The organism is Aminobacter aminovorans, from assembly GCF_900445235.1.
In the GTDB taxonomy this organism is placed as follows: domain Bacteria; phylum Pseudomonadota; class Alphaproteobacteria; order Rhizobiales; family Rhizobiaceae; genus Aminobacter; species Aminobacter aminovorans.
On sequence record NZ_UFSM01000001.1, the window covers coordinates 3,874,252 to 3,893,380 of the forward strand.

21 protein-coding genes and 1 pseudogene are annotated in these 19,129 nt (G+C 64.6%); 11 read left to right on the forward strand and 11 right to left on the reverse strand.

All coding sequences use genetic code 11. The annotated features are described in order from the left end of the window. Nucleotides 1-35: 35 nt before the first annotated feature. The 6 genes from DY201_RS19065 to hutI all read right to left on the reverse strand — a co-directional run bounded on the left by DY201_RS19065 (nt 36) and on the right by hutI (nt 6,599). Complete coding sequence (locus DY201_RS19065; protein ID WP_115732549.1) at nt 36-608, reverse strand: NADPH-dependent FMN reductase; 573 nt, start codon at nt 606-608, stop codon at nt 36-38. A gap of 114 nt (nt 609-722) precedes the next feature. Beyond that, a complete protein-coding gene (locus DY201_RS19070; protein ID WP_245432042.1) occupies nt 723-1,229 on the reverse strand; it encodes a HutD/Ves family protein in 507 nt (168 codons plus the stop codon). Nucleotides 1,230-1,316: 87 nt separating this feature from the next. Next, on the reverse strand, nt 1,317-2,993 hold the full coding sequence (gene hutU / locus DY201_RS19075) for a urocanate hydratase (protein WP_115732551.1): 1,677 nt from the start codon (nt 2,991-2,993) through the stop codon (nt 1,317-1,319). A gap of 11 nt (nt 2,994-3,004) precedes the next feature. After that, nucleotides 3,005-3,832 carry an N-formylglutamate deformylase gene (gene hutG / locus DY201_RS19080; RefSeq protein ID WP_115732552.1) on the reverse strand — a complete coding sequence of 276 codons (828 nt, stop codon included), beginning with the start codon at nt 3,830-3,832 and terminating at the stop codon, nt 3,005-3,007. After that, the gene (gene hutH, locus DY201_RS19085) at nt 3,829-5,373 is read right to left on the reverse strand and encodes a histidine ammonia-lyase (protein ID WP_115732553.1); all 1,545 of its coding nucleotides are present in this window, start codon (nt 5,371-5,373) and stop codon (nt 3,829-3,831) included. The genes hutG and hutH overlap by 4 nt, the downstream gene beginning before the upstream one ends. After that, complete coding sequence (gene hutI / locus DY201_RS19090; RefSeq protein WP_425358761.1) at nt 5,370-6,599, reverse strand: imidazolonepropionase; 1,230 nt, start codon at nt 6,597-6,599, stop codon at nt 5,370-5,372. The genes hutH and hutI overlap by 4 nt, the downstream gene beginning before the upstream one ends. A gap of 94 nt (nt 6,600-6,693) precedes the next feature. On the opposite strand from hutI, the gene DY201_RS19095 reads away from it, so the two are divergent. The 3 genes from DY201_RS19095 to DY201_RS19105 all read left to right on the forward strand — a co-directional run bounded on the left by DY201_RS19095 (nt 6,694) and on the right by DY201_RS19105 (nt 9,329). Next, entirely contained in the window at nt 6,694-8,046 is a 1,353-nt protein-coding gene (locus DY201_RS19095; protein WP_115733880.1) for a formimidoylglutamate deiminase, read from the forward strand. A 36-nt stretch (nt 8,047-8,082) separates the two neighbouring features. Next, nucleotides 8,083-8,826, forward strand: coding sequence for a histidine utilization transcriptional repressor HutC (hutC, locus tag DY201_RS19100; RefSeq protein ID WP_115733881.1), 744 nt, complete (start codon nt 8,083-8,085; stop codon nt 8,824-8,826). Nucleotides 8,827-8,981: 155 nt separating this feature from the next. Beyond that, on the forward strand, nt 8,982-9,329 hold the full coding sequence (locus tag DY201_RS19105; RefSeq protein ID WP_131922161.1) for a hypothetical protein: 348 nt from the start codon (nt 8,982-8,984) through the stop codon (nt 9,327-9,329). On the opposite strand, the pseudogene DY201_RS19110 reads toward DY201_RS19105, so the two are convergent. After that, nucleotides 9,300-9,761 (reverse strand): annotated as a pseudogene (locus DY201_RS19110) (IS5 family transposase); the annotation flags it as partial. The gene DY201_RS19105 and the pseudogene DY201_RS19110 sit on opposite strands and share 30 nt — an antisense overlap. A gap of 36 nt (nt 9,762-9,797) precedes the next feature. Between DY201_RS19110 and DY201_RS19115 the strand changes: the two are divergent. Continuing rightward, the gene (locus DY201_RS19115) at nt 9,798-10,031 is read left to right on the forward strand and encodes a hypothetical protein (protein WP_115732555.1); all 234 of its coding nucleotides are present in this window, start codon (nt 9,798-9,800) and stop codon (nt 10,029-10,031) included. A gap of 92 nt (nt 10,032-10,123) precedes the next feature. Here DY201_RS19115 and DY201_RS19120 read toward each other — a convergent pair whose 3' ends face one another. Continuing rightward, the gene (locus DY201_RS19120; protein WP_115732556.1) at nt 10,124-10,468 is read right to left on the reverse strand and encodes a RidA family protein; all 345 of its coding nucleotides are present in this window, start codon (nt 10,466-10,468) and stop codon (nt 10,124-10,126) included. Between the two features lie 206 nt (nt 10,469-10,674). Between DY201_RS19120 and aztA the strand changes: the two genes are divergently transcribed. The 7 genes from aztA (at nt 10,675) to DY201_RS19155 (ending at nt 16,811) form a co-directional block, all read left to right on the forward strand. After that, the gene (gene aztA / locus DY201_RS19125; RefSeq protein WP_115733882.1) at nt 10,675-11,544 is read left to right on the forward strand and encodes a zinc ABC transporter ATP-binding protein AztA; all 870 of its coding nucleotides are present in this window, start codon (nt 10,675-10,677) and stop codon (nt 11,542-11,544) included. A gap of 8 nt (nt 11,545-11,552) precedes the next feature. Beyond that, on the forward strand, nt 11,553-12,419 hold the full coding sequence (gene aztB / locus DY201_RS19130) for a zinc ABC transporter permease AztB (RefSeq protein WP_115733883.1): 867 nt from the start codon (nt 11,553-11,555) through the stop codon (nt 12,417-12,419). A gap of 23 nt (nt 12,420-12,442) precedes the next feature. Beyond that, nucleotides 12,443-13,378 carry a zinc ABC transporter substrate-binding protein AztC gene (gene aztC, locus DY201_RS19135; protein ID WP_115732557.1) on the forward strand — a complete coding sequence of 312 codons (936 nt, stop codon included), beginning with the start codon at nt 12,443-12,445 and terminating at the stop codon, nt 13,376-13,378. A 150-nt stretch (nt 13,379-13,528) separates the two neighbouring features. Next, entirely contained in the window at nt 13,529-14,719 is a 1,191-nt protein-coding gene (aztD, locus tag DY201_RS19140) for a zinc metallochaperone AztD (RefSeq protein ID WP_115732558.1), read from the forward strand. Nucleotides 14,720-14,860: 141 nt separating this feature from the next. Beyond that, nucleotides 14,861-16,081, forward strand: coding sequence for a zinc metallochaperone GTPase ZigA (zigA, locus tag DY201_RS19145; RefSeq protein ID WP_115732559.1), 1,221 nt, complete (start codon nt 14,861-14,863; stop codon nt 16,079-16,081). Nucleotides 16,082-16,174: 93 nt separating this feature from the next. Beyond that, complete coding sequence (locus DY201_RS19150; protein ID WP_115732560.1) at nt 16,175-16,513, forward strand: protein tyrosine phosphatase family protein; 339 nt, start codon at nt 16,175-16,177, stop codon at nt 16,511-16,513. Nucleotides 16,514-16,583: 70 nt separating this feature from the next. Next, entirely contained in the window at nt 16,584-16,811 is a 228-nt protein-coding gene (locus DY201_RS19155; RefSeq protein ID WP_115732561.1) for a type II toxin-antitoxin system Phd/YefM family antitoxin, read from the forward strand. Between the two features lie 106 nt (nt 16,812-16,917). Here DY201_RS19155 and DY201_RS19160 read toward each other — a convergent pair whose 3' ends face one another. From DY201_RS19160 to DY201_RS19170, 3 genes are read right to left on the reverse strand one after another with little or no spacing between them, the layout of a single operon-like run. Further along, nucleotides 16,918-17,454: a DinB family protein gene (locus tag DY201_RS19160; RefSeq protein ID WP_115732562.1), complete on the reverse strand. Its 537-nt coding sequence runs from the start codon at nt 17,452-17,454 to the stop codon at nt 16,918-16,920. A 13-nt stretch (nt 17,455-17,467) separates the two neighbouring features. Next, the gene (locus DY201_RS19165) at nt 17,468-18,211 is read right to left on the reverse strand and encodes a fumarylacetoacetate hydrolase family protein (protein ID WP_115732563.1); all 744 of its coding nucleotides are present in this window, start codon (nt 18,209-18,211) and stop codon (nt 17,468-17,470) included. A 14-nt stretch (nt 18,212-18,225) separates the two neighbouring features. Then, entirely contained in the window at nt 18,226-19,095 is an 870-nt protein-coding gene (locus tag DY201_RS19170) for an MBL fold metallo-hydrolase (RefSeq protein WP_115732564.1), read from the reverse strand. Nucleotides 19,096-19,129: the final 34 nt, after the last annotated feature.

Below are 19,129 nucleotides of genomic sequence, written 5' to 3' on the forward strand. Positions count from 1 at the left end.
GCGCCCAAGCAGGCGTCGAACAGCTCAGCCACCACTCAGCCACCCCGCGGCAATACCGTATAGACCCTGACCACGAAAGCATGGAACTCGGCCATGTAATTCTTGAGGAATTCGGCGGTGCCTTCGTTGGTCACCTCGCCCTCGTCGGTGATCAGCCCGGGCTTGAACTGGATGTAGGCTTCGGGCGCGTTCATCTGCGGCGAATTGCAGAAACTCAGCACGCTGCGCAGGCTTTGCTGGGCGACGGCGGTGCCGATCGCGCCGGGCGACGTGCCGATGACGGCGGAAGGCTTGCGGGTGAAGGAATTGGTGCCGTAGGGCCGGCTCGCCCAGTCGATGGCGTTCTTGAGGCCGCCGGGGATCGAACGGTTGTATTCGGGCGTCACGAACAGCACGGCATCGACGCCGGCCAGCGCCGTCTTGAAGGAACGCGCCGGCGGCGGAAAGTCGGCATCGTAGTCATAACTGTAGAGCGGCAGGTCCCTGAACGGGATCTCTTCCATTTCGAGATGCTTGGGCGCGAGCCTGACCAGCGCCTTGGCGAGCTTGCGGTTGATCGAACCAGCGGCAAGGCTGCCGACGAAATAGCCGACCTTGTAGGTGTCCATGGCACATTCTCCATTTCGCCTGGCGATATCGATCGCCGGCCTGACCTACCCGTCCCCAAGGGGAGTGTTTGCCAGTTCCGCGCCGATGTCACGACGATTTTGGAGATTGCCCTGTTATGTCAGGCGAATGGTGACCAGCAACAGCGACAGAGGCGCGGTCGGCTCGATCTTCAACCTGGCCGTGCCGTCGTCCTGATAAAGCGTGTCGAATGCCGCCACCGCCTCGCCGTCCATGCGTGCCGCCCCGGATGCGACGAAGATCAGGCTGATGCCCTCCCCCAGGACAATTTCGGTCGGCTCCGAAAACGACAGCCGTTCAACGGCGTGGCTGACACGGCCGCGCCGGGTCATGACGTTGAAGTCGAGGACCGGCCCGTCGATGAGCCTGGCCTCGGTGTCGACATCACCGGGAAAAGCATAAGGCTGGGACAGAGGAGAAAGCGCAACCGGCTCGGCATCGCCCGCTGCAAGTCGCATTGTACCGGCCAGCACGGTCAGCGTCCGGTCGATGCCGGCAAAGACCGAAAACGGCCCGCCGCTGGCCACCTGCGCCATCGAGATACGCCAGTCGAAGGCGTCGAGCCCGGCCGCGGGCGGCCAGGCCATGATTTCGGTCGTCACGCCGCCTCCGTTCTTCCACGGCATGGGGCGGCAGTCGGCGTGACGGATGATGCGCATGATCAGTCGAGAATCCTTAGCCCAGGATCCTTAACCAAGGATTCCGGGCAGGTTGAGGCCCTTGTCCCTGGCGCAGTCGAGCGCGACGTCGTAGCCGGCATCGGCATGGCGCATGACGCCGGTCGCCGGGTCGTTCCACAACACGCGCTCCAGCCGGCGTGCGGCGTCCTCGGTGCCGTCGGCACAGATGACGACGCCCGAATGCTGGGAGAAGCCCATGCCGACGCCGCCGCCATGGTGCAGCGACACCCAGGTGGCGCCCGAGGCGGTGTTGAGCAGCGCGTTCAGCAGCGGCCAGTCGGAGACGGCGTCCGAGCCGTCCTTCATCGCTTCGGTCTCGCGGTTCGGCGACGCAACCGAGCCGGAATCGAGGTGATCGCGGCCGATGACGACAGGCGCCTTGAGCTCGCCCTTGGCGACCATCTCGTTGAAGGCGAGGCCGAGGCGGTGGCGGTCGCCGAGGCCGACCCAGCAGATGCGTGCCGGCAGGCCCTGGAAGTGGATGCGCTTGGCTGCCATGTCGAGCCAATTGTGCAGGTGCTTGTTGTCGGGCAGCAGTTCCTTCACCTTGGCGTCGGTCTTGTAGATGTCCTCCGGATCTCCGGAGAGGGCTGCCCAGCGGAACGGACCGATGCCGCGGCAAAACAGCGGGCGGATATAGGCCGGCACGAAACCGGGGAAGTCGAAGGCGTTCTCGACGCCCTCTTCCTTGGCGACCTGGCGGATGTTGTTGCCATAGTCGACGGTGGGAATGCCCATCTTGTGGAAGTCGAGCATTGCCTTGACGTGCACGGCCATCGACGCACGCGCGGCCTTTTCGACCGCCTTGGGGTCGCGCTCACGCTTGTCTTCCCATTCGGCAACCGTCCAGCCGATCGGCAGGTAGCCGTTGACAGGGTCATGTGCCGAGGTCTGGTCGGTCACAACGTCCGGTTTGACGCCGCGCTTGACGAGTTCGGGCAGGATTTCGGCGGCATTGCCGAGAAGTGCGACCGAAATCGCCTTCCTTTCCTTGCAGGCCCTGTCGATGATGGCGAGCGCATCGTCGAGATCCTTGGCCTGGACGTCGACATAACCTGTCTTGAGACGCATCTCGATGCGGCTCGCCTGGCATTCGATGGCAAGGCAGGCAGCGCCGGCCATGGTCGCGGCCAGCGGCTGGGCGCCGCCCATGCCGCCGAGGCCGGCGGTCAGGATCCAGCGGCCGCCGAGGTCGCCGCCGAAATGCTGGCGGCCCATTTCGACGAAGGTCTCGTAGGTGCCCTGGACGATGCCCTGGCTGCCGATATAGATCCACGAGCCGGCCGTCATCTGGCCGTACATCATCAGGCCCTTCTTATCGAGGGCGTTGAAATGATCCCAGTTGGCCCAGTGCGGCACCAGGTTGGAGTTGGCGAGCAACACGCGCGGCGCGTCCTTGTGGGTGCGGAACACGCCGACCGGCTTGCCCGACTGGATCAGCAGCGTCTCGTCGCCTTCGAGCTTGCGCAGGGCGGCAACGATGCGGTCGAAGCTCTCCCAGTCACGGGCGGCCCGGCCGATGCCGCCATAGACGACGAGCTCGCCCGGCTTTTCCGCGACCATAGGGTCGAGATTGTTCATCAGCATGCGCAGCGGCGCTTCGGTAAGCCAGCTCTTGGCGGTAAGCTCCGTGCCGGTGGCGGCGCGGATGACGCGGGCATTGTCGATGCGGGAATGTTGGGTCATGCGAAAACCTCCTAGGAGTTTCGGTTGCCCGCCCAGGCGAGCGCGGTTTCGAGAATCTTGGTGAGCGTCGCGCGCATCGGCGCGGCGAATTCCGGGTCGTAGCGGGTCGGCCAGTTGGCAGGCTCGACCTTGCCTTCCGGCTCGAGCATGTAGCCGCGGCAGGACAGCTCCATCTGCAAGGCGTGGACGCCATGCGCCGGCTGGCCGTGCCGGCGGGTGATCCAGCCGCCCTTGAAACGGCCATTGACCACCCAGGGCCTGCCGCTGGCGGCCATCAGTGCTACGACCTGTTCCTGCAAGGCGGGATCGGCGCTCTTGCCGGAATTGGTGCCGAGGTTGAACAGCGGCAGCTTGCCGTCGAACAGGCGGGGAATGACCGAGCGGATCGAGTGGCAATCGTAGACAACGATCTCGGGGTGCAGGGCCCTGAGGCGGACGATCTCGCCTTCGAGTGCTGCGTGATAAGGATCGTAATAGGTCGCGCGGCGCCTTGCTATTCCGGCCTCGTCGGGCTCCTGCCCTTCCTTGTACAGCGCCTCGCCGTCAAAGGTCGTGGTTGGGCAGAGTTCGGTCGTCGCTTGACCGGGATAGAGCGAGGCGCCGGAGGGATCGCGGTTGACGTCGATGATCGACCGCGAAACCATCGTGCGCACCACAGTGGCGCCCAGGCCGGCGGCAAAATCATAGAGCTGCTCGATCCACCAGTCGGTGTCGCGCCGCGCCAGCCAGGGCGTAACGAAGAGATCGTCGAGCCCGGCAAGATCGGTTCCGGTATGGGGAATGCTGACGAGCAGCGGGGCGTCGCCACGCTGGACCGTCAGCCAGGGGGTGCCGCTCATCTCTCACCACCCGAGATTTCAGGCAGGCCGACGCCGGCGATTGCCTGGACGACGGCGCCGGTACGGACAAGTGCGATGGCCTTTTCCATGTCGGGGTGGAAATGGCGGTCTTCATCGAGATGCGGCACCTCAGCACGGACAAGCTTGCGCACGGCTTCGAGCGCTCCGCTCGAGGCCAGCGGGGCATGGAAGTCGCAGCCCTGGGCCGCGGCCAGCAGCTCGATGCCGAGCACGCCATTGGCGTTCTCGATCATGCCGAGCAGCCGGCGGGCGCCATGGGCGGCCATCGAAACGTGGTCTTCCTGGTTGGCCGAGGTCGGGATCGAATCGACCGATGCCGGATAGGCCTTCTGCTTGTTCTCGGAGACCAGGGCGGCGGCGGTGACCTGCGGGATCATGAAGCCGGAGTTGAGGCCGGGCTTCGGCGTGAGAAATGCCGGCATGCCGGAAAGGGCCGGATCGACGAGCATGGCGATGCGGCGTTCCGACAGCGAGCCGATCTCGCAGACGGCAAGGGCCATCATGTCGGCGGCAAAAGCCACCGGCTCGGCGTGGAAGTTGCCGCCCGACAGCGCGGTGTCGTCCTCGGTGAAGATCAGCGGGTTGTCGGTGACGCCGTTGGCCTCGGTGCCGAGCGTGTCGGCGGCCTGGCGCAGCAAGGTCAGGGCAGCACCCATGACCTGCGGCTGGCAGCGCAGGCAATACGGATCCTGGACACGCTCGTCGCCGACGCGGTGGCTTTCACGAATGGCACTGCCGGCCATCAGATTGCGCAGCGTCTCAGCCGTTTCGATCTGGCCGCGATGCTTGCGCAGGACATGGATGCGCGGGTCGAACGGCGCATCCGAGCCCTTGGCGGCATCGGTCGACAGCGCACCGGTCACCAGCGCCGAATGATAGAGGTTTTCCGCCTCAAACAATGCGGCCAGCGCATAAGCGGTCGAGAACTGGGTGCCGTTGAGCAGCGCCAGGCCTTCCTTGGCGCCAAGGGTGATCGGCTCGAGCTCGTGGGTGACGAAGGCCACCTTGGCCGGCACGATGCCATGCGGGGTGTGGCAGTCGCCGACGCCGATCATCGTCGCGGTCATGTGCGACAGCGGCGCCAGGTCGCCCGAGGCGCCGACCGACCCTTGCGCCGGAACGACCGGAATGACGCCCCTGGCGAGCATCTGCTGCAACAGGTCGATTGTCTGTTCCCGCACGCCGGAAGCGCCCTGCGCCAGGCTGGCAAGCTTGAGCGCCATCATCAGCCGGGTGACGGCAACAGGCATCGGCTCGCCGACGCCGGCGGCATGGCTGAGCACGATGTTGCGCTGGAGCGTTTCCAAGTCGTTGGCCGGGATGCGGACGCTGGCAAGCTTACCGAAGCCGGTGTTGATGCCGTAGACCGGCTCGCCCTTGGCAACGATCCGCGCCACCGTCTCCGCGCTGGCCTTGATCCCGGGGCGACAGGCCGGATCGAGTTCGGGAACGGCGCCGCGATAGATGGCGCGCCAGTCGGCAAGCGTGGCATTGCCGGGGTTCAATACGAGCGTGGTCATTTCCCTCTCCAGATACGGGCATGGAGCGGGTTGAACCCCATGCGATAGACAAGTTCGGCCGGGCTTTCGATGTCCCAGATGGCGAGATCGGCCCATTTTCCTGTTTCGAGCGTGCCGGTCTCGGTGAGCAGCCCGAGCGCGCGGGCGGCTTCGCGGGTGGTGCCGGCGAGGCACTCCTCGACCGTCATGGCAAACAGGGTCGCTGCCATGTTCATGGTCAAAAGCAGCGAGGTCAGCGGCGACGTCCCGGGGTTGTTGTCGGTGGCGACAGCCATTTTCACGCCGTGACGGCGGAACAGCTCGACTGGCGGCTTTTTGGTTTCGCGGATGAAATAGAAGGCGCCGGGCAGGATGACGGCGACCGAGCCCGCCCCGGCCATTGCGGCAGCACCCGCTTCGTCGGTGTATTCGAGATGGTCGGCCGACAGCGCGCCATGAGTTGCGGCAAGGGCTGCACCGCCGAGATTGGAGAGCTGGTCGGCATGGAGCTTGACCGGCAGGCCCCTGGCGCGGGCGGCGTCGAAGACACGCGTCATCTGCGCCGTCGAAAAGGCGATGCCCTCACAGAAGCCGTCGACGGCGTCGGCAAGGCCTTCGGCTGCGATCTGGTCGAGCATCGGGCCGGCAACGAGATCGATATAGGCGTCCTTGTCGCCACCTGCTTCCGGCGGCAGCGCGTGCGCCCCGAGGAAGGTGGTGCGCACAGTCACCGGCCGCAGCTCGGCCAGTTGCCTGGCGGCGCGCAGCGACTTGGCTTCGTTGTCGAGGTCGAGGCCGTAGCCCGACTTGACCTCGACGGTCGTCACACCTTCTGACATCAGCGCATCGAGGCGCGGCAAGGTCTGGGCCACCAGATCGGCCTGGCTCGCCGCGCGCAGCGCCTTGACCGACGAGACGATGCCGCCCCCTGCCCGCGCCACCTCTTCATAAGTCGCGCCTGCCAGCCGCATCTCGAACTCGTTGGCACGGTTGCCGGCATGGACCAGATGGGTATGGCAGTCGATCAGGCCCGGCGTGATCCAGCGGCCGTCACAGTCGATGACCTCGGCGCCGTCGCGCAGAGCCTGGGGCATGTCGACTTCCGGGCCGGCAAAGACGATGCGGCCGTCACGAGCGGCAATCGCGCCATGTTCGACAATGCCAAGGCCGGCGGCAGCTTCAGCCAGCGTCGCCAGCCGCGCATTGCGCCAAATTCTTGCCGATGTCGCTGATTGGTTGCCAGCCATCATCTTTTTCGTTTCCTCCAACTACGATTATGTATATACATATCAGAAAGGCGATGCAAGTGCTATCGTGCACATGAAAGGTGAGGAGATTCTGGTGGCGACGATCTTTGCGGAACAGGCGCTGCTGGCCGACGGCTGGCAACGCGACGTGCGGATGACATTGGCCGGCGGCCGCATCGGCACAGTGGAAACAGGCGCGGCCGCGCAGCCCGGCGACGAGCGCCACGCCATTGTCCTGCCCGGCATGCCCAATCTGCACAGCCATGCCTTCCAGCGCGGCATGGCAGGCCTGGCCGAAATCCGCGGACCGTCGTCCGACAGCTTCTGGTCCTGGCGCGAAGTGATGTACCGCTTCGCGCTGTCGATGACACCAGAGCAGGTCGAGGCGGTCGCCGCCCAGCTCTATGTCGAAATGCTGGAGGCAGGCTTTTCCCGCGTCGGCGAGTTCCACTATCTCCATCACGACCGCGACGGCAGCCCCTATGCCAACATCGCCGAGATGGCCGAACGCATTGCCGCGGCCTCTGTCGAGACCGGCATCGGGCTGACATTGCTGCCGGTGTTTTATGCCCATTCCGGCTTCGGCGGCGCGCCCGCCAATGATGGCCAGCGTCGATTCATCAACGATACGAATCGCTTCGCACAGCTTTTTGAGAAGTGCGGCGAAGCGCTGAAGGGCATCGACGGTGCGGTGCTCGGCCTGGCGCCGCACAGCCTGCGTGCCGCAACGCCTGACGAACTGGCCATTGTCACCGCGCTGACGTCAGGCCCTGTTCACATCCACATCGCCGAACAGGTCAAGGAAGTCGAAGACTGCGTCGCCTGGTCCGGCGCCCGGCCGGTCGAATGGCTGCTGCGCCATGCCGATGTCGACAAAAGCTGGTGCCTGATCCACGCCACCCACATGACCGAGGCCGAGACGATCGCCATGGCCCGGTCGGGAGCGGTCGCCGGCCTGTGCCCGATCACCGAGGCCAATCTCGGCGACGGCGTCTTTGCAGCGCCGCTGTTCGTCGAACATGGCGGCAAATATGGCGTCGGCTCGGATTCGAATGTCGAGATCGGCCTCAGTGGCGAGCTCAGGATGCTCGAATATTCGCAGCGCCTCGCCCATCGCGCCCGCAACGTGCTGGCGACCCCGGGCCAGTCGACCGGCCGTGCCTTGTTCGACGCAGCACTTGACGGCGGCGCCCAGGCGCTGGGCGCAGGCCCGGCGGGACTTGCAACGGGCTCGGCCGCCGATTTCGTCTCGCTCGACCCCAACCACCCGACGCTCGCCGGCAAATCGGACGATGCCATTGTCGATGCCTGGATCTTTGCCGGCGGCGGCAAAGTCGACTGTGTCTGGGCAAATGGCCGCAAAGTCGTTTCCGACGGCGCACATTTCCGTCGCGACGCTATTGCGGCAAGGTTTCGTAACGTGATGATGGAACTGACGGCGACGTAACTTGGGGTGATTGGGGTGCCCGATTCGACGGCGGAGATGCTTCAAGAGACGGCTGGCAGCGATGCATCGACATCGCTCTACCAGCGCATCCTCAACGACATCAGGGACCGCATCGTTTCGGGCGAATGGGAACCCGGCTACCGCATCCCGTTCGAGCATGAGCTGACCGCCGAATATGGCTGCTCGCGCATGACCGTCAACAAGGCGCTGTCGCAGCTCGCCAAGGCCGGGCTGATCGAACGGCGCCGCCGCTCCGGCAGCTTCGTGCGCCGGCCGCAATCGCAAGCCGCGGTGCTGGAAATCCACGACATCCGCGTCGAGGTCGAAGCGCTCGGCCTGCCCTACCGCTATGAGCTGATGGCCCAGACCAGGCGGCGTGCCACGACGGTCGACCGCGACAGGCTTGGCCCCGGCCCTTCGGTTGCCGGCCAGGTGCTGGCCTTGCAATGCCTGCATTATGCCGGGGTGCGGCCGTTCTGCGTCGAGGATCGGCTGATCAATCTTGCCGCCGTGCCTGAAGCGGCCGATCAGGAATTCCTGAAGTCGGCGCCCGGGCCGTGGCTGATCGGACAGGTGCCGTGGAGTGCCGCCGAGCACGTCATTCGCGCCGCCTCCGCCGACAGCGAAACGGCCGCCGACCTTGGCCTCGCCAGCGGCGCGCCCTGCCTGATCATCGAAAGGCGGACATGGAGCGCCGAGCGCCCGGTCACCCATGTGCGTTTCACCTATCCGGCCAACGCGCATGCCGTGGTCGCCCGCTTCACCCCGTCAGACAGCTAGGATCTGTTGACACAGTGCTGTTGCCAGTGCGATCCACAGCGTTAGGGGATGCCATGGCGACACTTAGGATTTACGATCTCAAGCATCACGTCCTCGCTCTTGATATCAGAGACTTACTGCGGCTTTTGGCACCTCGGTCTTTGGAGGCAAATTGGATGGTCACGACCGTCAAGTCGTCCAAAGATGGGCACGAATGGTTCGAGGCCACAGGTGAAGGCGGCGAGCAGCTGGAGGAGTTGGCGCAGGACAACGCCCGCCTTTCAGGCTCCGACCTAGCAGCCTTGGCCGAGGAGACGCAGCAGGTTATCTGGGGCGAGTTCGTCGGCTCGGGACCGATGCAGTCAGACAAGGCATGGGTTACGATCCGAGCCGTCGACAGTACGTTCTACGAGATCGATACGGACGATGAGACGGTGCTGAGTAAGATCAGCTCGACCTACAAAGACGTCCGAACGGGGGACACTACGATTACATCATGGCTTTCGGACCGTTCCGGTGAATGATGGCAGCCAGACGCGAACGGCAGCTAGAGCAAGGAAAGCAGCCAACGACCTCTCCGTTTTATCATAGCGGGTGGCTACGCGCCGAAACTGCTTGAGCTTGTCGAATAGGCGCTCGATGCGGTTTCGATCCTTGTAGGCCTGAAAGTCGCAGACTGGCCGCGCTTTTCGGTTAGCCTTCGGCGGTATAATGGGCCTGATCCCGTGGATCAGCAGTTCTTCACGTAGAAAGGCGCTGTCATAGCCCTTGTCAGCGAGAAACAATCTCGGCTTGCCAACCGGCATTGCTAGCAAGCTCGGAATGGTATTGTAGTCCGACACTTCGCCACCCGTCAGGATGAACCCGAGAGGGCGTCCTTGACCGTCCGCGCGGGCGTGGATTTTTGTCGTAAAGCCGCCGCGTGATCGACCAAAAGCCTCCTTATGAGTCCCCCTTTAGCGCCCGCAGCCATCTTCCCGGCTGGACGCGATATGGAGTTGGTCGAAGACCTGATCGAGCGGCTTGGCAAGAAAACCGCAGGCTCAGTCCTGGCGCAGCTTTGGAGCCGCCCCGTCCTGAAGCGCGATGCCCTCGGAATCCATGGCACCCTGTTCTACGACAATCAGCATCGGCGAAACCATATGCCGCTGTCGAAACGTGAAGTCGACTGGGACGATGGCTCCGTCAACCAGGCTCAGCGCGAGCTGTTCGCCAGACACCGTTAGTTGTGCACGCCGCCTCGGTCCGGAAACAGAAACGCCGCGCATCCCTGGGGATACGCGGCGTTCTTTCGTGGCCTGAAGCCGAAGACCGTCGCTTATGCAGCGGCGGTGATGATGATCTCGACCTTGTACTCAGGGCCGGCCAGCTTGGCTTCGCCGGTGGCGCGCGCCGGCGTGTTGCCCTGCGGCACCCAGCCGTCCCAGACCGAGTTCATCTCGGCGAAGGTCGACATGTCGTCGAGCCAGATGATCGCCTGCAGGATCTTGGTCTTGTCGGTGCCGGCCTTGGCCAGCAGCGCGTCGATCTCGGCCAGGATGGCCTTGGTCTGCGCGGCAACGCTTTCGCCCGGGGCGCCGACCTGGCCCGCCAGGTAAACGGTGTTGTTGTGGATCACGATCTGGCTCATGCGGGGGCCGACATCGATACGACGAACGCTCATGGGTGGTCTCCTTCCGTTATGGGTGGCGCCTTCTTAGATTTTGCCACCCCCTCGGCGCAAGGCCGCAATGGTCGAATTCCATGGACCAGCGCCCGGTTCACCCGCTTTGCGTCCCAAATCCACCGGACAAATCGGCCGTCCTCGTTGACTAATGTAATAACATCACATATCCAATGATCCGTTCGCTGCCGCAAAGCATGAAGCCGATGACCGACGCCTGCCTGACATTCAAGGACCTGACGCTTGGCTACAACAGCCATCCGGCCGTGCACCATCTCAACGGTGCGATCAGCTCGGGATCGCTGACCGCCGTCGTCGGCGCCAATGGCTCGGGCAAGTCTACCCTGATGAAGGGCATCGTCGGCGTGCTGAAGCCGATGGCCGGCATTTGCACCGTTACACCGGGCAAGCGCGTCGCCTATCTGCCGCAGCAGTCCGAGCTCGACCGCAGCTTCCCGGCCCGTGTCGTCGACCTCGTCTCGCTCGGCCTCTGGCCAAAGCGTGGCCTGCTTGGCCGCTACTCCAGGGACGACCGCGATTCCGTCTCGAAAGCGCTGATGGCGGTTGGCCTCGAAGGTTTCGAAAAGCGCGCCATCGACACGCTGTCGGGCGGCCAGCTCCAGCGTGCCCTGTTCGCCCGCGTGCTGGTGCAGGATGCCGACCTGATCCTGCTCGACGAACCGTTCAACGCGGTCGACGCCAAGACCGTCGGCGACCTGATCAAACTCATCCAACGCTGGCACGGCGAAAGCCGCACGGTGATGGTCGTCGCCCATGACCTCGAACTTGTGCGCGCGCACTTCCCCAACACCTTGCTTCTGGCCCGCCGGCCGGTCGCCTGGGGCGAAACGCGCGAGGTGCTGCGCCCGGAAAACCTGCTCAAGGCACGTCGTTTCGACGAAGCCTGGCATGACGATGCGCCCTGGTGCGAGCCGGACGACGGGCATGCGCACGGCCACACGCATTCCCACACAGATGGGCATGACCACGCCCATGGACAGGACGGGCATCACCATCATGATCACGGCGAAGTCCACGATCATCCCGACCACGAATCCGGCCCCCGGGCAGCGTGACCTTCGCCATGTATGATTTCCTGATCGCCCCCTTCGTCGAATTCGGCTTCATGCAGCGCGCGCTCGCCGGCTCGCTGATGCTGGCGCTGGGCGCCTGCCCGGTCGGCGTCTTCCTGATGCTTCGACGCATGAGCCTGACCGGCGACGCCATGGCGCATGCCATCCTGCCCGGTGCTGCCGCCGGCTTCCTGCTTTATGGCCTGCAGATCGTGCCGATGACAATTGGCGGGCTGATCGCAGGCGTCATCGTGGCGCTCGGCGCAGGTGCGGTGTCGCGCTTCACGGTGCAGCGCGAGGACGCCTCGATGGCGGCGTTTTACCTGATCTCGCTGGCGCTCGGCGTGCTGATCGTGTCGCTGCGCGGCTCGAGCGTCGACCTGATGCATGTGCTGTTCGGCACCGTGCTGGCGCTCAATGACGACGCCCTGACGCTGATCGCGCTGATCTCCGGCATCACGCTTCTGACGCTCGCCATCTTCTGGCGCGCACTCGTCGCCGAATGCCTCGACCCGCTGTTCCTGCGTTCGGTCAGCCGGCTCGGCACGCCCGTCCATTTCATCTTCCTCGGCCTCGTCGTGCTCAACCTGGTCGGCGGCTTCCAGGCGCTCGGCACGCTTCTGTCGGTCGGCCTGATGATGCTGCCGGCGGCGGCGGCGCGCTTCTGGACGGCGCGCGTCGAGCCGATGTGCGCAGTCGCCTTCGGCTTCGGCGCCATTTCATGCGTCGCCGGGCTGCTGGTGTCCTATCACGCCTCGCTGCCCTCAGGCCCGGCCATCATCCTGTCGGCCGGCGCGATCTACCTCGCATCCGTCGTTTTCGGCACCCGCGGCGTCTTCAACACCAGGCTGCGCCGCCACCGCCACCGCACCGCCTGATCCGCTTCAACATGGAGAGACATATGCTCAGGACAATTGGCTTCGCCTCGCTGATGAGCGTTATAACATTAACTTCGCTGACCGCGACGTCGTCCGCAGCCGAGCCGCTGAAAGTGGTGGCGAGCTTCTCGATCATTGGCGATTTCGCCAAAAATGTCGGCGGCGACCGCATCGAACTGACGACGCTTGTCGGCCCTGACGGCGACGCCCATGTCTATGAGCCCTCGCCCGCAGATGCGGTGACGATGTCCAAGGCCGATGTCGTGCTGGTCAACGGTTTGCAGTTCGAAGGTTTCCTGCAGCGCCTTGTCGAGGCCAGCGCCACCAAGGCGTCGGTGGTCGAGCTGACCAAGGGCGTCGAGCCGATCAAGATGAAGGAAGACCATGAGCACGCCGCTGAGGCCGGCGGTGACGACCACCATCACGGCGACCTCGACCCGCATGCCTTCCAGTCGATCGCCAATGCCAGGATCTATGTGAAGAACATCGCCGACGCCTTCTGCGCGGCTGATAGCACCGGCTGCGACGCCTACAGGAGCAACGCCGATGCCTATACGGCCAAGCTCGTCGCCGCCGAGACCGAGGTCAAGGAGGCTGTGGCTGCCATTCCCGAGGCCAAGCGCACCATCATCACCTCGCATGACGCCTTCGGCTATTTCGAAAATGCCTATGGCCTGACCTTCCTGGCACCCGAGGGCATTTCGACCGAGGCGGAAGCCTCTGCCGCCGACGTGGCGGCACTGATCTCGCAGGTTCGTGGCGACAAGGCGTCGGCGATCTTTGTCGAGAACATCACCAATCCGCGCCTTGTCGAGCAGATTTCGGCCGAAACCGGTGTCAAGGTCGGCGGCACGCTCTACTCCGACGCCTTGTCCAAGGCCGACGGCCCGGCCGCGACCTATATCGAGATGATGAAATCCAACATCGCCACCATCAAGGGCGCGATCCTCGGCAGCTAGGCCTGCCCGCATGAAGCACCGGCGGCCCGAGCGATCGGGCTGCCGCACGACCCGACCAGCCTGCCCGACCAGCCGGAATGAAGGCGGGGCGCAAAACCTCGCCTTTTTCCTGAACTGCATTTGTTATGTAATAACATTTATGAGGACAAGATGAAACATCTGCTCGCCACCACATCCGCGCTCGCCGTCCTGCTGGGGGTCGCCGCGGCGCCCGCGCTCGCCGAGGAACAAACCGCATGGCGGCTGTTCGTCTCCGATCATGCCGCGCCGGTCATTCATGCCCTCGACATGGACACCGGCAAGACGATCGAGACCTTCAACGTCAAGGCGCCGACAAGCCTCTACCGCTCCGACAGCGGCCGCAGCATCTTTGCCGTGCAAGGCAAGGGCGACGTGATCTCGGTGCTGTCGAGCGGCATCTCCTTCGGCGACCATGGCGACCACGGCGACATCAAGGTCGAGGCGCCACGGCTGCTCGACGTCGCCTTCGAGGGCAAGAAGCCGTCGCATTTCGTCGATCATGACGGCGACATCGCCCTGTTCTTCGACGGCGAAGGCAAGGCGCGCGTCACCCGCGAAGCCGACATACTGGACGGCAAGCCGGCCATCCGCGAGGTGGCGACCGATGCCCCCCATCATGGTGTCGCCGTCGCCCTTGGCGACGACGTGCTGATATCGGAACCAAACACGGACAAACCCGACGAACTGCCGGTCGGCATTCGTGTCGTCGACCGTGCCGGCGCGACTGTCGGCGCTGTCCATGCCTGCCCCGACCTGCATGGCGAGGCATCGTCAGGCAACCTCGTGGCCATTGCCTGCGCCGCAGGGCTCCTGATCACCAGCGGGGACGGCAAGATTGAGCTCTTGCCTTATGACAAGGCCTTGCCGGAGGGCAAATCGACGACACTCGTCGGCGGTCGCGGACTGCAATATTTCCTCGGCAATTATGGCCCAAGTGCTGTCGTGCTGATCGATCCCAAATCCGAGCAGGCGTTCCGGCTGATCGACCTGCCGACGCGCCGGGTGCATTTCACCGTCGATCCGGTGCGGGCGAAATTCGCCTATGTCTTCACCGAGGACGGCCAGTTGCACCGCATCGACGTGGTCGGGGGCAAGATCGACGCCTCGCTCAAGCTGACCGAGCCCTACTCCATGGACGGCCATTGGAGCGATCCGCGCCCGCGCATCGCGGTTGCCGGCAGCCGCATCGTCGTCTCCGACCCGCTCAAGAGCGTGCTGCATGTCGTCGATGCCGATAGCTTCAAAAAAGGCGACGACATCGCGCTCGAAGGCAAGCCCTTCAATCTCGTTGCCGTCGGCGGCTCCGGCGAAACGCACTGACCGGCACGCGCAGATCCGGCGGCATCCGCCGCCGGTTGTTTCGCCCACGTCCCGGCCGGCGGCATTCGCTGTCGGGCAAATTCCACTCACATCCTGACGGCGGCATATGTCGCCGGCTACCCACATCGAAGGGAGTGACCAATGCCCGTCCCAAACAAGCCGGCACGACTGCCCGTGACAGTGCTCTCCGGTTTCCTCGGTGCAGGAAAGACCACGCTTCTCAATCATATCCTGAACAACCGCGTCGGCCTTCGCGTCGCCGTCATCGTCAACGACATGAGCGAGGTCAATATCGACGCAGCGCTGGTCCGCGACGGCGGCGCCGACCTGTCGCGCACCGACGAACAGTTGGTCGAAATGACCAATGGCTGCATCTGCTGCACCTTGCGCGACGACCTGCTCAAGGAGGTGCGCGCGCTCGCCGGGCAGAACCGCTTCGACTACCTGCTGATCGAATCGACAGGCATTTCCGAGCCCCTGCCCGTCGCCTCGACCTTCCAGTTCCGCGACGAAAACGGCCAAAGCCTGTCCGACGTCGCCCGCCTCGACACGATGGTGACTGTCGTCGACGCCGCCAACCTGCTCAAGGACTATGCGTCGTCAGATTTCCTCCGGGATCGCGGCGAACAGGCCGGCCCCGGCGACGATCGCGCTCTGGTCGACCTTCTCGTCGAGCAGATCGAATTCGCCGATGTCGTCGTGCTCAACAAGGCGTCGTCGGCCAGTGCTGCCGACCGCGACGCCGCGCGCAAGATCGTCTTCGCGCTCAACCCCGATGCCCGGCTGGTCGAGACCGATTTCGGCCGCGTGCCGACGGACACCGTCCTCGGCACCGGTCTGTTCGATTTCGACAAGGCCGAACAGCATCCCTTGTGGTTCAAGGAGCTGAACGGTTTTGGCAATCACATCCCCGAAACCGAGGAATATGGCATCCGCTCCTTCGTCTATCGCGAAAGGCGGCCGTTCGACCCTGAGAAGCTGCACGGCTTCATCAACCGCCAATGGCCCGGTGTGATCCGCGCCAAGGGTTTCTTCTGGCTCGCCACACGGTCCGAATTCGTCGGCGAGATCAGCCAGGCCGGCGCGCTGGTGCGCACCGGCAAGCGTGGCCTGTGGTGGTCGGCGGTGCCGCGCGGACAATGGCCCGACCATCCCGAATGGCATGAAGCGATGAAGCCCTATCTCGACCCGGTATGGGGCGACCGGCGGCAGGAGATCGTCTTCATCGGCTGCCATCCGATGAACGAGGTGCGCATCCGGGCCGAACTCGACGACTGCCTCGTTCAGGCCTCGTCGTTTACGCCAGGCAAATGGCGTGATCTCACCGATCCGTTCCCGTCCTGGCAACGCCCGGCTGCCTGACACAGGCCCAACAGGAGTTGCCCCGCGGCGCCAGCAGTGGCAAGACTGGCGCCGACGCGCCGCCGGAGCGGCCAGCAAACTGTGAGGACGACGATGGAATACCGCCAGATCACCGACGACTATTCGGTTTCGGGCCAGATCACTCCCGATGAAGTTGCCGCCATCAAGGCCGCCGGCTTCAAGAGCGTCATCTGCAACCGCCCCGACGACGAGCAGCCCGGCCAGCCTTCCGCCGACAGCGTCAAGGCCGCCGTCGAAGCCGCCGGCCTTGCCTTCCGCTACATCCCCGTCATCAGCGGCGCCATGACCGGCGACAATGTTGCCGACATGGCCGACGCGCTCGACGAGTTGGACGGTCCGGTGTTCGCCTATTGCCGTTCGGGCACGCGCTGCACCAATCTCTACATGGCGATCCAGCAGAGCAAGGGCTGATCGGCACGGCGACTGGGGCTCATGCTTGGAAGGGTCGTGAGGCCAAAAATTATGGCCGTAAGGACGAGCCATGAACGTCTCAATCGCAGAAGCCAAAGCCAAGTTCTCCGAACTGATCAAGCGGGCGGAGGCCGGCGAAGAAATCATCGTCACGCGTCACGGCAAGGCGGTGGCGACGATCGCTGCTCCGCCCAAAGCCGACACCACACGCGCCAGCCCGATTGGTGCGATGAAGGGGATCTGGATTTGGGACGATTTTGATGAGCTCGGCCCGGAATGGGATGATTATATCAAGTGAGCTGTTCACGGTTCAAGATACCCATGTCCTGCTGTGGGCCGTGAGCAAGGGCTCTCGCCCCATCATAGGGAAATCCGGCATTTTGCCGCCATGACGTGGCGCTGGTCTAAATCCCCAGCCGCTCCACCTCTTCTCCCCTGAAGCGCAGGTCGTAGTCGAGGAAGAACTCGTCGAGTTGCGGCGGCGCGACCGATGTGCCCGACAGCATCGCATGGACCTGGCCGCGATGATGGATCTGGTGGATGAACAGATGCGCCAGCAGGTCGCCGATGCGCTCGGGGATCTGGCCGGCCTCGCCGCGATCCGACAGCACCCGCCTGTCCAGATCGGCTGCACTCAGACCGTCGCAGCAGGCAACCAGCCGCCGGTCGAATTCGGCCTGCGCCGCGGCAAGACTCTGCGCCGTGTCGAAGGCAACAAAACGGTCGAACAGCTTCTGGCCCTCGCCGCCCTCCTCGATCATGTCGAGATAGAACAGGTCGACTTCCAGTATGTGGTTCAGCGTCTCCCTGAGCGAGGGGAAAAAGCTCGTCCGTTCGGCCTCGAGTTCGCCCGGCTGTAGGGCCAGCACGGCGCGGTAGATGCGGTCGTTGGACCACAGATTGTTCCGCGCCATGCGGCTGAAATGGCTGGTCAACTCCATCCGGGCAGCGGTCTCAGGCCGACTCGAACCTGCCGACCTGGCGTTCGATGGCACCGAAGATCGAGTGGCCGGCCTTGTCCTTCATCTCGACGCGCAGCGTGTCGCCGAGCGACACCGACAGCGTTTCCACAGCGCCCCTGACAATGGCGCCGGTGCCGAGCGCGCGGGTTGCGGCGGCTTCAGCGATCAGCTTGGGAAAGCTGGTCCAGACCGAAGTGACGTTGCGCGCGCCGGCAATCAGCGGCAGGTGCATCGCCCCGTCCCAGCCATCGCCCAGTTCGTCGGGGGTGACGGCGACAGGCGACAGCGCCGAAGTGCCGGCCTGGCCGCCATCGAGGATGGTATCGGTGGAAAGCACGATCAGCGCCACCGCGTCCTTCGCCGCCTCTTCGCTCGCCGCCATGGCAACGTCGCCGACGATGACGGCGACAGCGGCTTCGATACTGGCGTCACGGATCTTGCCGGGCAGTTCGATCGGGTCGCGCGGACCGGCGAAGGCATCGCCGCCGCCAAGCCGCTGGTAGGCGCGCGGCAAGGGCGAGTGGGCGTCGTGCTCGTGGAACCGCGACGACGGCACCGCGCCGATTTCGAGCGAGCCGGCCAAGGCCGCGAGATGCGGGGAGATCCGGCGCCAGTCGTCGAGCGCCGCCTGCAGGTTGGGTGCCAGGAACGAGGCATCGGTGTATCGCGTCAGGTCGCGCGAGACGATGACCAGTTTCCCGTCACGCGAACCGTTCTTCAGCGTCGCCAGTTTCATGCACGTCCTCCCGGTTAGGGGGCGTCTTCGCCCTTGTCAGTCACAACAAGCCCGTCGCGACCAATCGTCAAGGGACCATTCCATGTTTTCCTGACAGCTTCGACCCAATCGGCCTCGCCGATGTCGGGATCGTCAGCCGGAATGAGGTGGTTGAGCACAAGGCGGCCGACGCCGGCACGCGCAGCGATGGTGCCCGCCTCGCCGGCCAGGCTGTGGCTTGCCATCAGATGTTCGCGCAACCGCGCGCCGTTGCCGGTGCGTGCGACCAGCCGCTCGACCCCCTCCTCCAGCATCGCCTCATGCAGCAGGATGTCGGCGCCGCGCGCGAATTCCGCCAGAGGCGGGAAATAGGCCGTATCGGCGGAAAAGACGATTGAAGTGCCCTGGTGCTCGAAGCGCAGGGCAAAACACTCGGTGACAGGCGGATGATCGACACGCAGGGCGCGAACCGAAAGATCGCCGTCGCGCATCACCTCACCCTCGCCGAACTCCACCACCTCGACCATCTCGCGCAGATCCGGGCGACCTTCGTCGACGATCCTGATTTCGATGTCGAATTCAAGCGCTTGCACGAAACTCTGCCAGTATCGATTCAATCCGGCCGGACCGAAAAGCCTGACCGGTGTGGCAAGCCCGGCGGTCCAGGCGGTGTGCAGCAACGGCCCGAGCTCGAGCACATGGTCGGAATGGAGATGGGTGATGAAAACGAGGTCGAGCGCCTTGAGGCTGAGACCGGCATCGGTCACGCCGCGCGTCACGCCGAGGCCGCAATCGATCACAATGGTGCGGCCGCCGAGTTGGAGCAGCGTCGAGGTCGGCCACGGGCCGCCTGGCCTGATCGCCGGCCCGCCCTTGGTGCCGAGCAGGACAAGACGGCCGCTCATGCGCCCCTGTCCGGGCGAGCAGCCGGGATCCGGA

Coding starts and splice junctions, on each gene's coding strand:
- DY201_RS19155 (WP_115732561.1), top strand. CDS start 16,584: ATGAACGTCTCAATCGCAGAAGCCAAAGCCAAGTTCTCCGAACTGATC.
- hutC (WP_115733881.1), top strand. CDS start 8,083: ATGCTTCAAGAGACGGCTGGCAGCGATGCATCGACATCGCTCTACCAG.
- hutU (WP_115732551.1), bottom strand. CDS start 2,993: ATGACCCAACATTCCCGCATCGACAATGCCCGCGTCATCCGCGCCGCC.
- aztD (WP_115732558.1), top strand. CDS start 13,529: ATGAAACATCTGCTCGCCACCACATCCGCGCTCGCCGTCCTGCTGGGG.
- DY201_RS19105 (WP_131922161.1), top strand. CDS start 8,982: ATGGTCACGACCGTCAAGTCGTCCAAAGATGGGCACGAATGGTTCGAG.
- zigA (WP_115732559.1), top strand. CDS start 14,861: ATGCCCGTCCCAAACAAGCCGGCACGACTGCCCGTGACAGTGCTCTCC.
- DY201_RS19165 (WP_115732563.1), bottom strand. CDS start 18,211: ATGAAACTGGCGACGCTGAAGAACGGTTCGCGTGACGGGAAACTGGTC.
- DY201_RS19150 (WP_115732560.1), top strand. CDS start 16,175: ATGGAATACCGCCAGATCACCGACGACTATTCGGTTTCGGGCCAGATC.
- aztB (WP_115733883.1), top strand. CDS start 11,553: ATGTATGATTTCCTGATCGCCCCCTTCGTCGAATTCGGCTTCATGCAG.
- aztA (WP_115733882.1), top strand. CDS start 10,675: ATGACCGACGCCTGCCTGACATTCAAGGACCTGACGCTTGGCTACAAC.
- DY201_RS19065 (WP_115732549.1), bottom strand. CDS start 608: ATGGACACCTACAAGGTCGGCTATTTCGTCGGCAGCCTTGCCGCTGGT.
- DY201_RS19115 (WP_115732555.1), top strand. CDS start 9,798: ATGGAGTTGGTCGAAGACCTGATCGAGCGGCTTGGCAAGAAAACCGCA.
- DY201_RS19170 (WP_115732564.1), bottom strand. CDS start 19,095: ATGAGCGGCCGTCTTGTCCTGCTCGGCACCAAGGGCGGGCCGGCGATC.
- DY201_RS19160 (WP_115732562.1), bottom strand. CDS start 17,454: ATGGAGTTGACCAGCCATTTCAGCCGCATGGCGCGGAACAATCTGTGG.
- hutH (WP_115732553.1), bottom strand. CDS start 5,373: ATGACCACGCTCGTATTGAACCCCGGCAATGCCACGCTTGCCGACTGG.
- aztC (WP_115732557.1), top strand. CDS start 12,443: ATGCTCAGGACAATTGGCTTCGCCTCGCTGATGAGCGTTATAACATTA.
- hutI (WP_425358761.1), bottom strand. CDS start 6,599: ATGGCTGGCAACCAATCAGCGACATCGGCAAGAATTTGGCGCAATGCG.
- hutG (WP_115732552.1), bottom strand. CDS start 3,832: ATGAGCGGCACCCCCTGGCTGACGGTCCAGCGTGGCGACGCCCCGCTG.
- DY201_RS19120 (WP_115732556.1), bottom strand. CDS start 10,468: ATGAGCGTTCGTCGTATCGATGTCGGCCCCCGCATGAGCCAGATCGTG.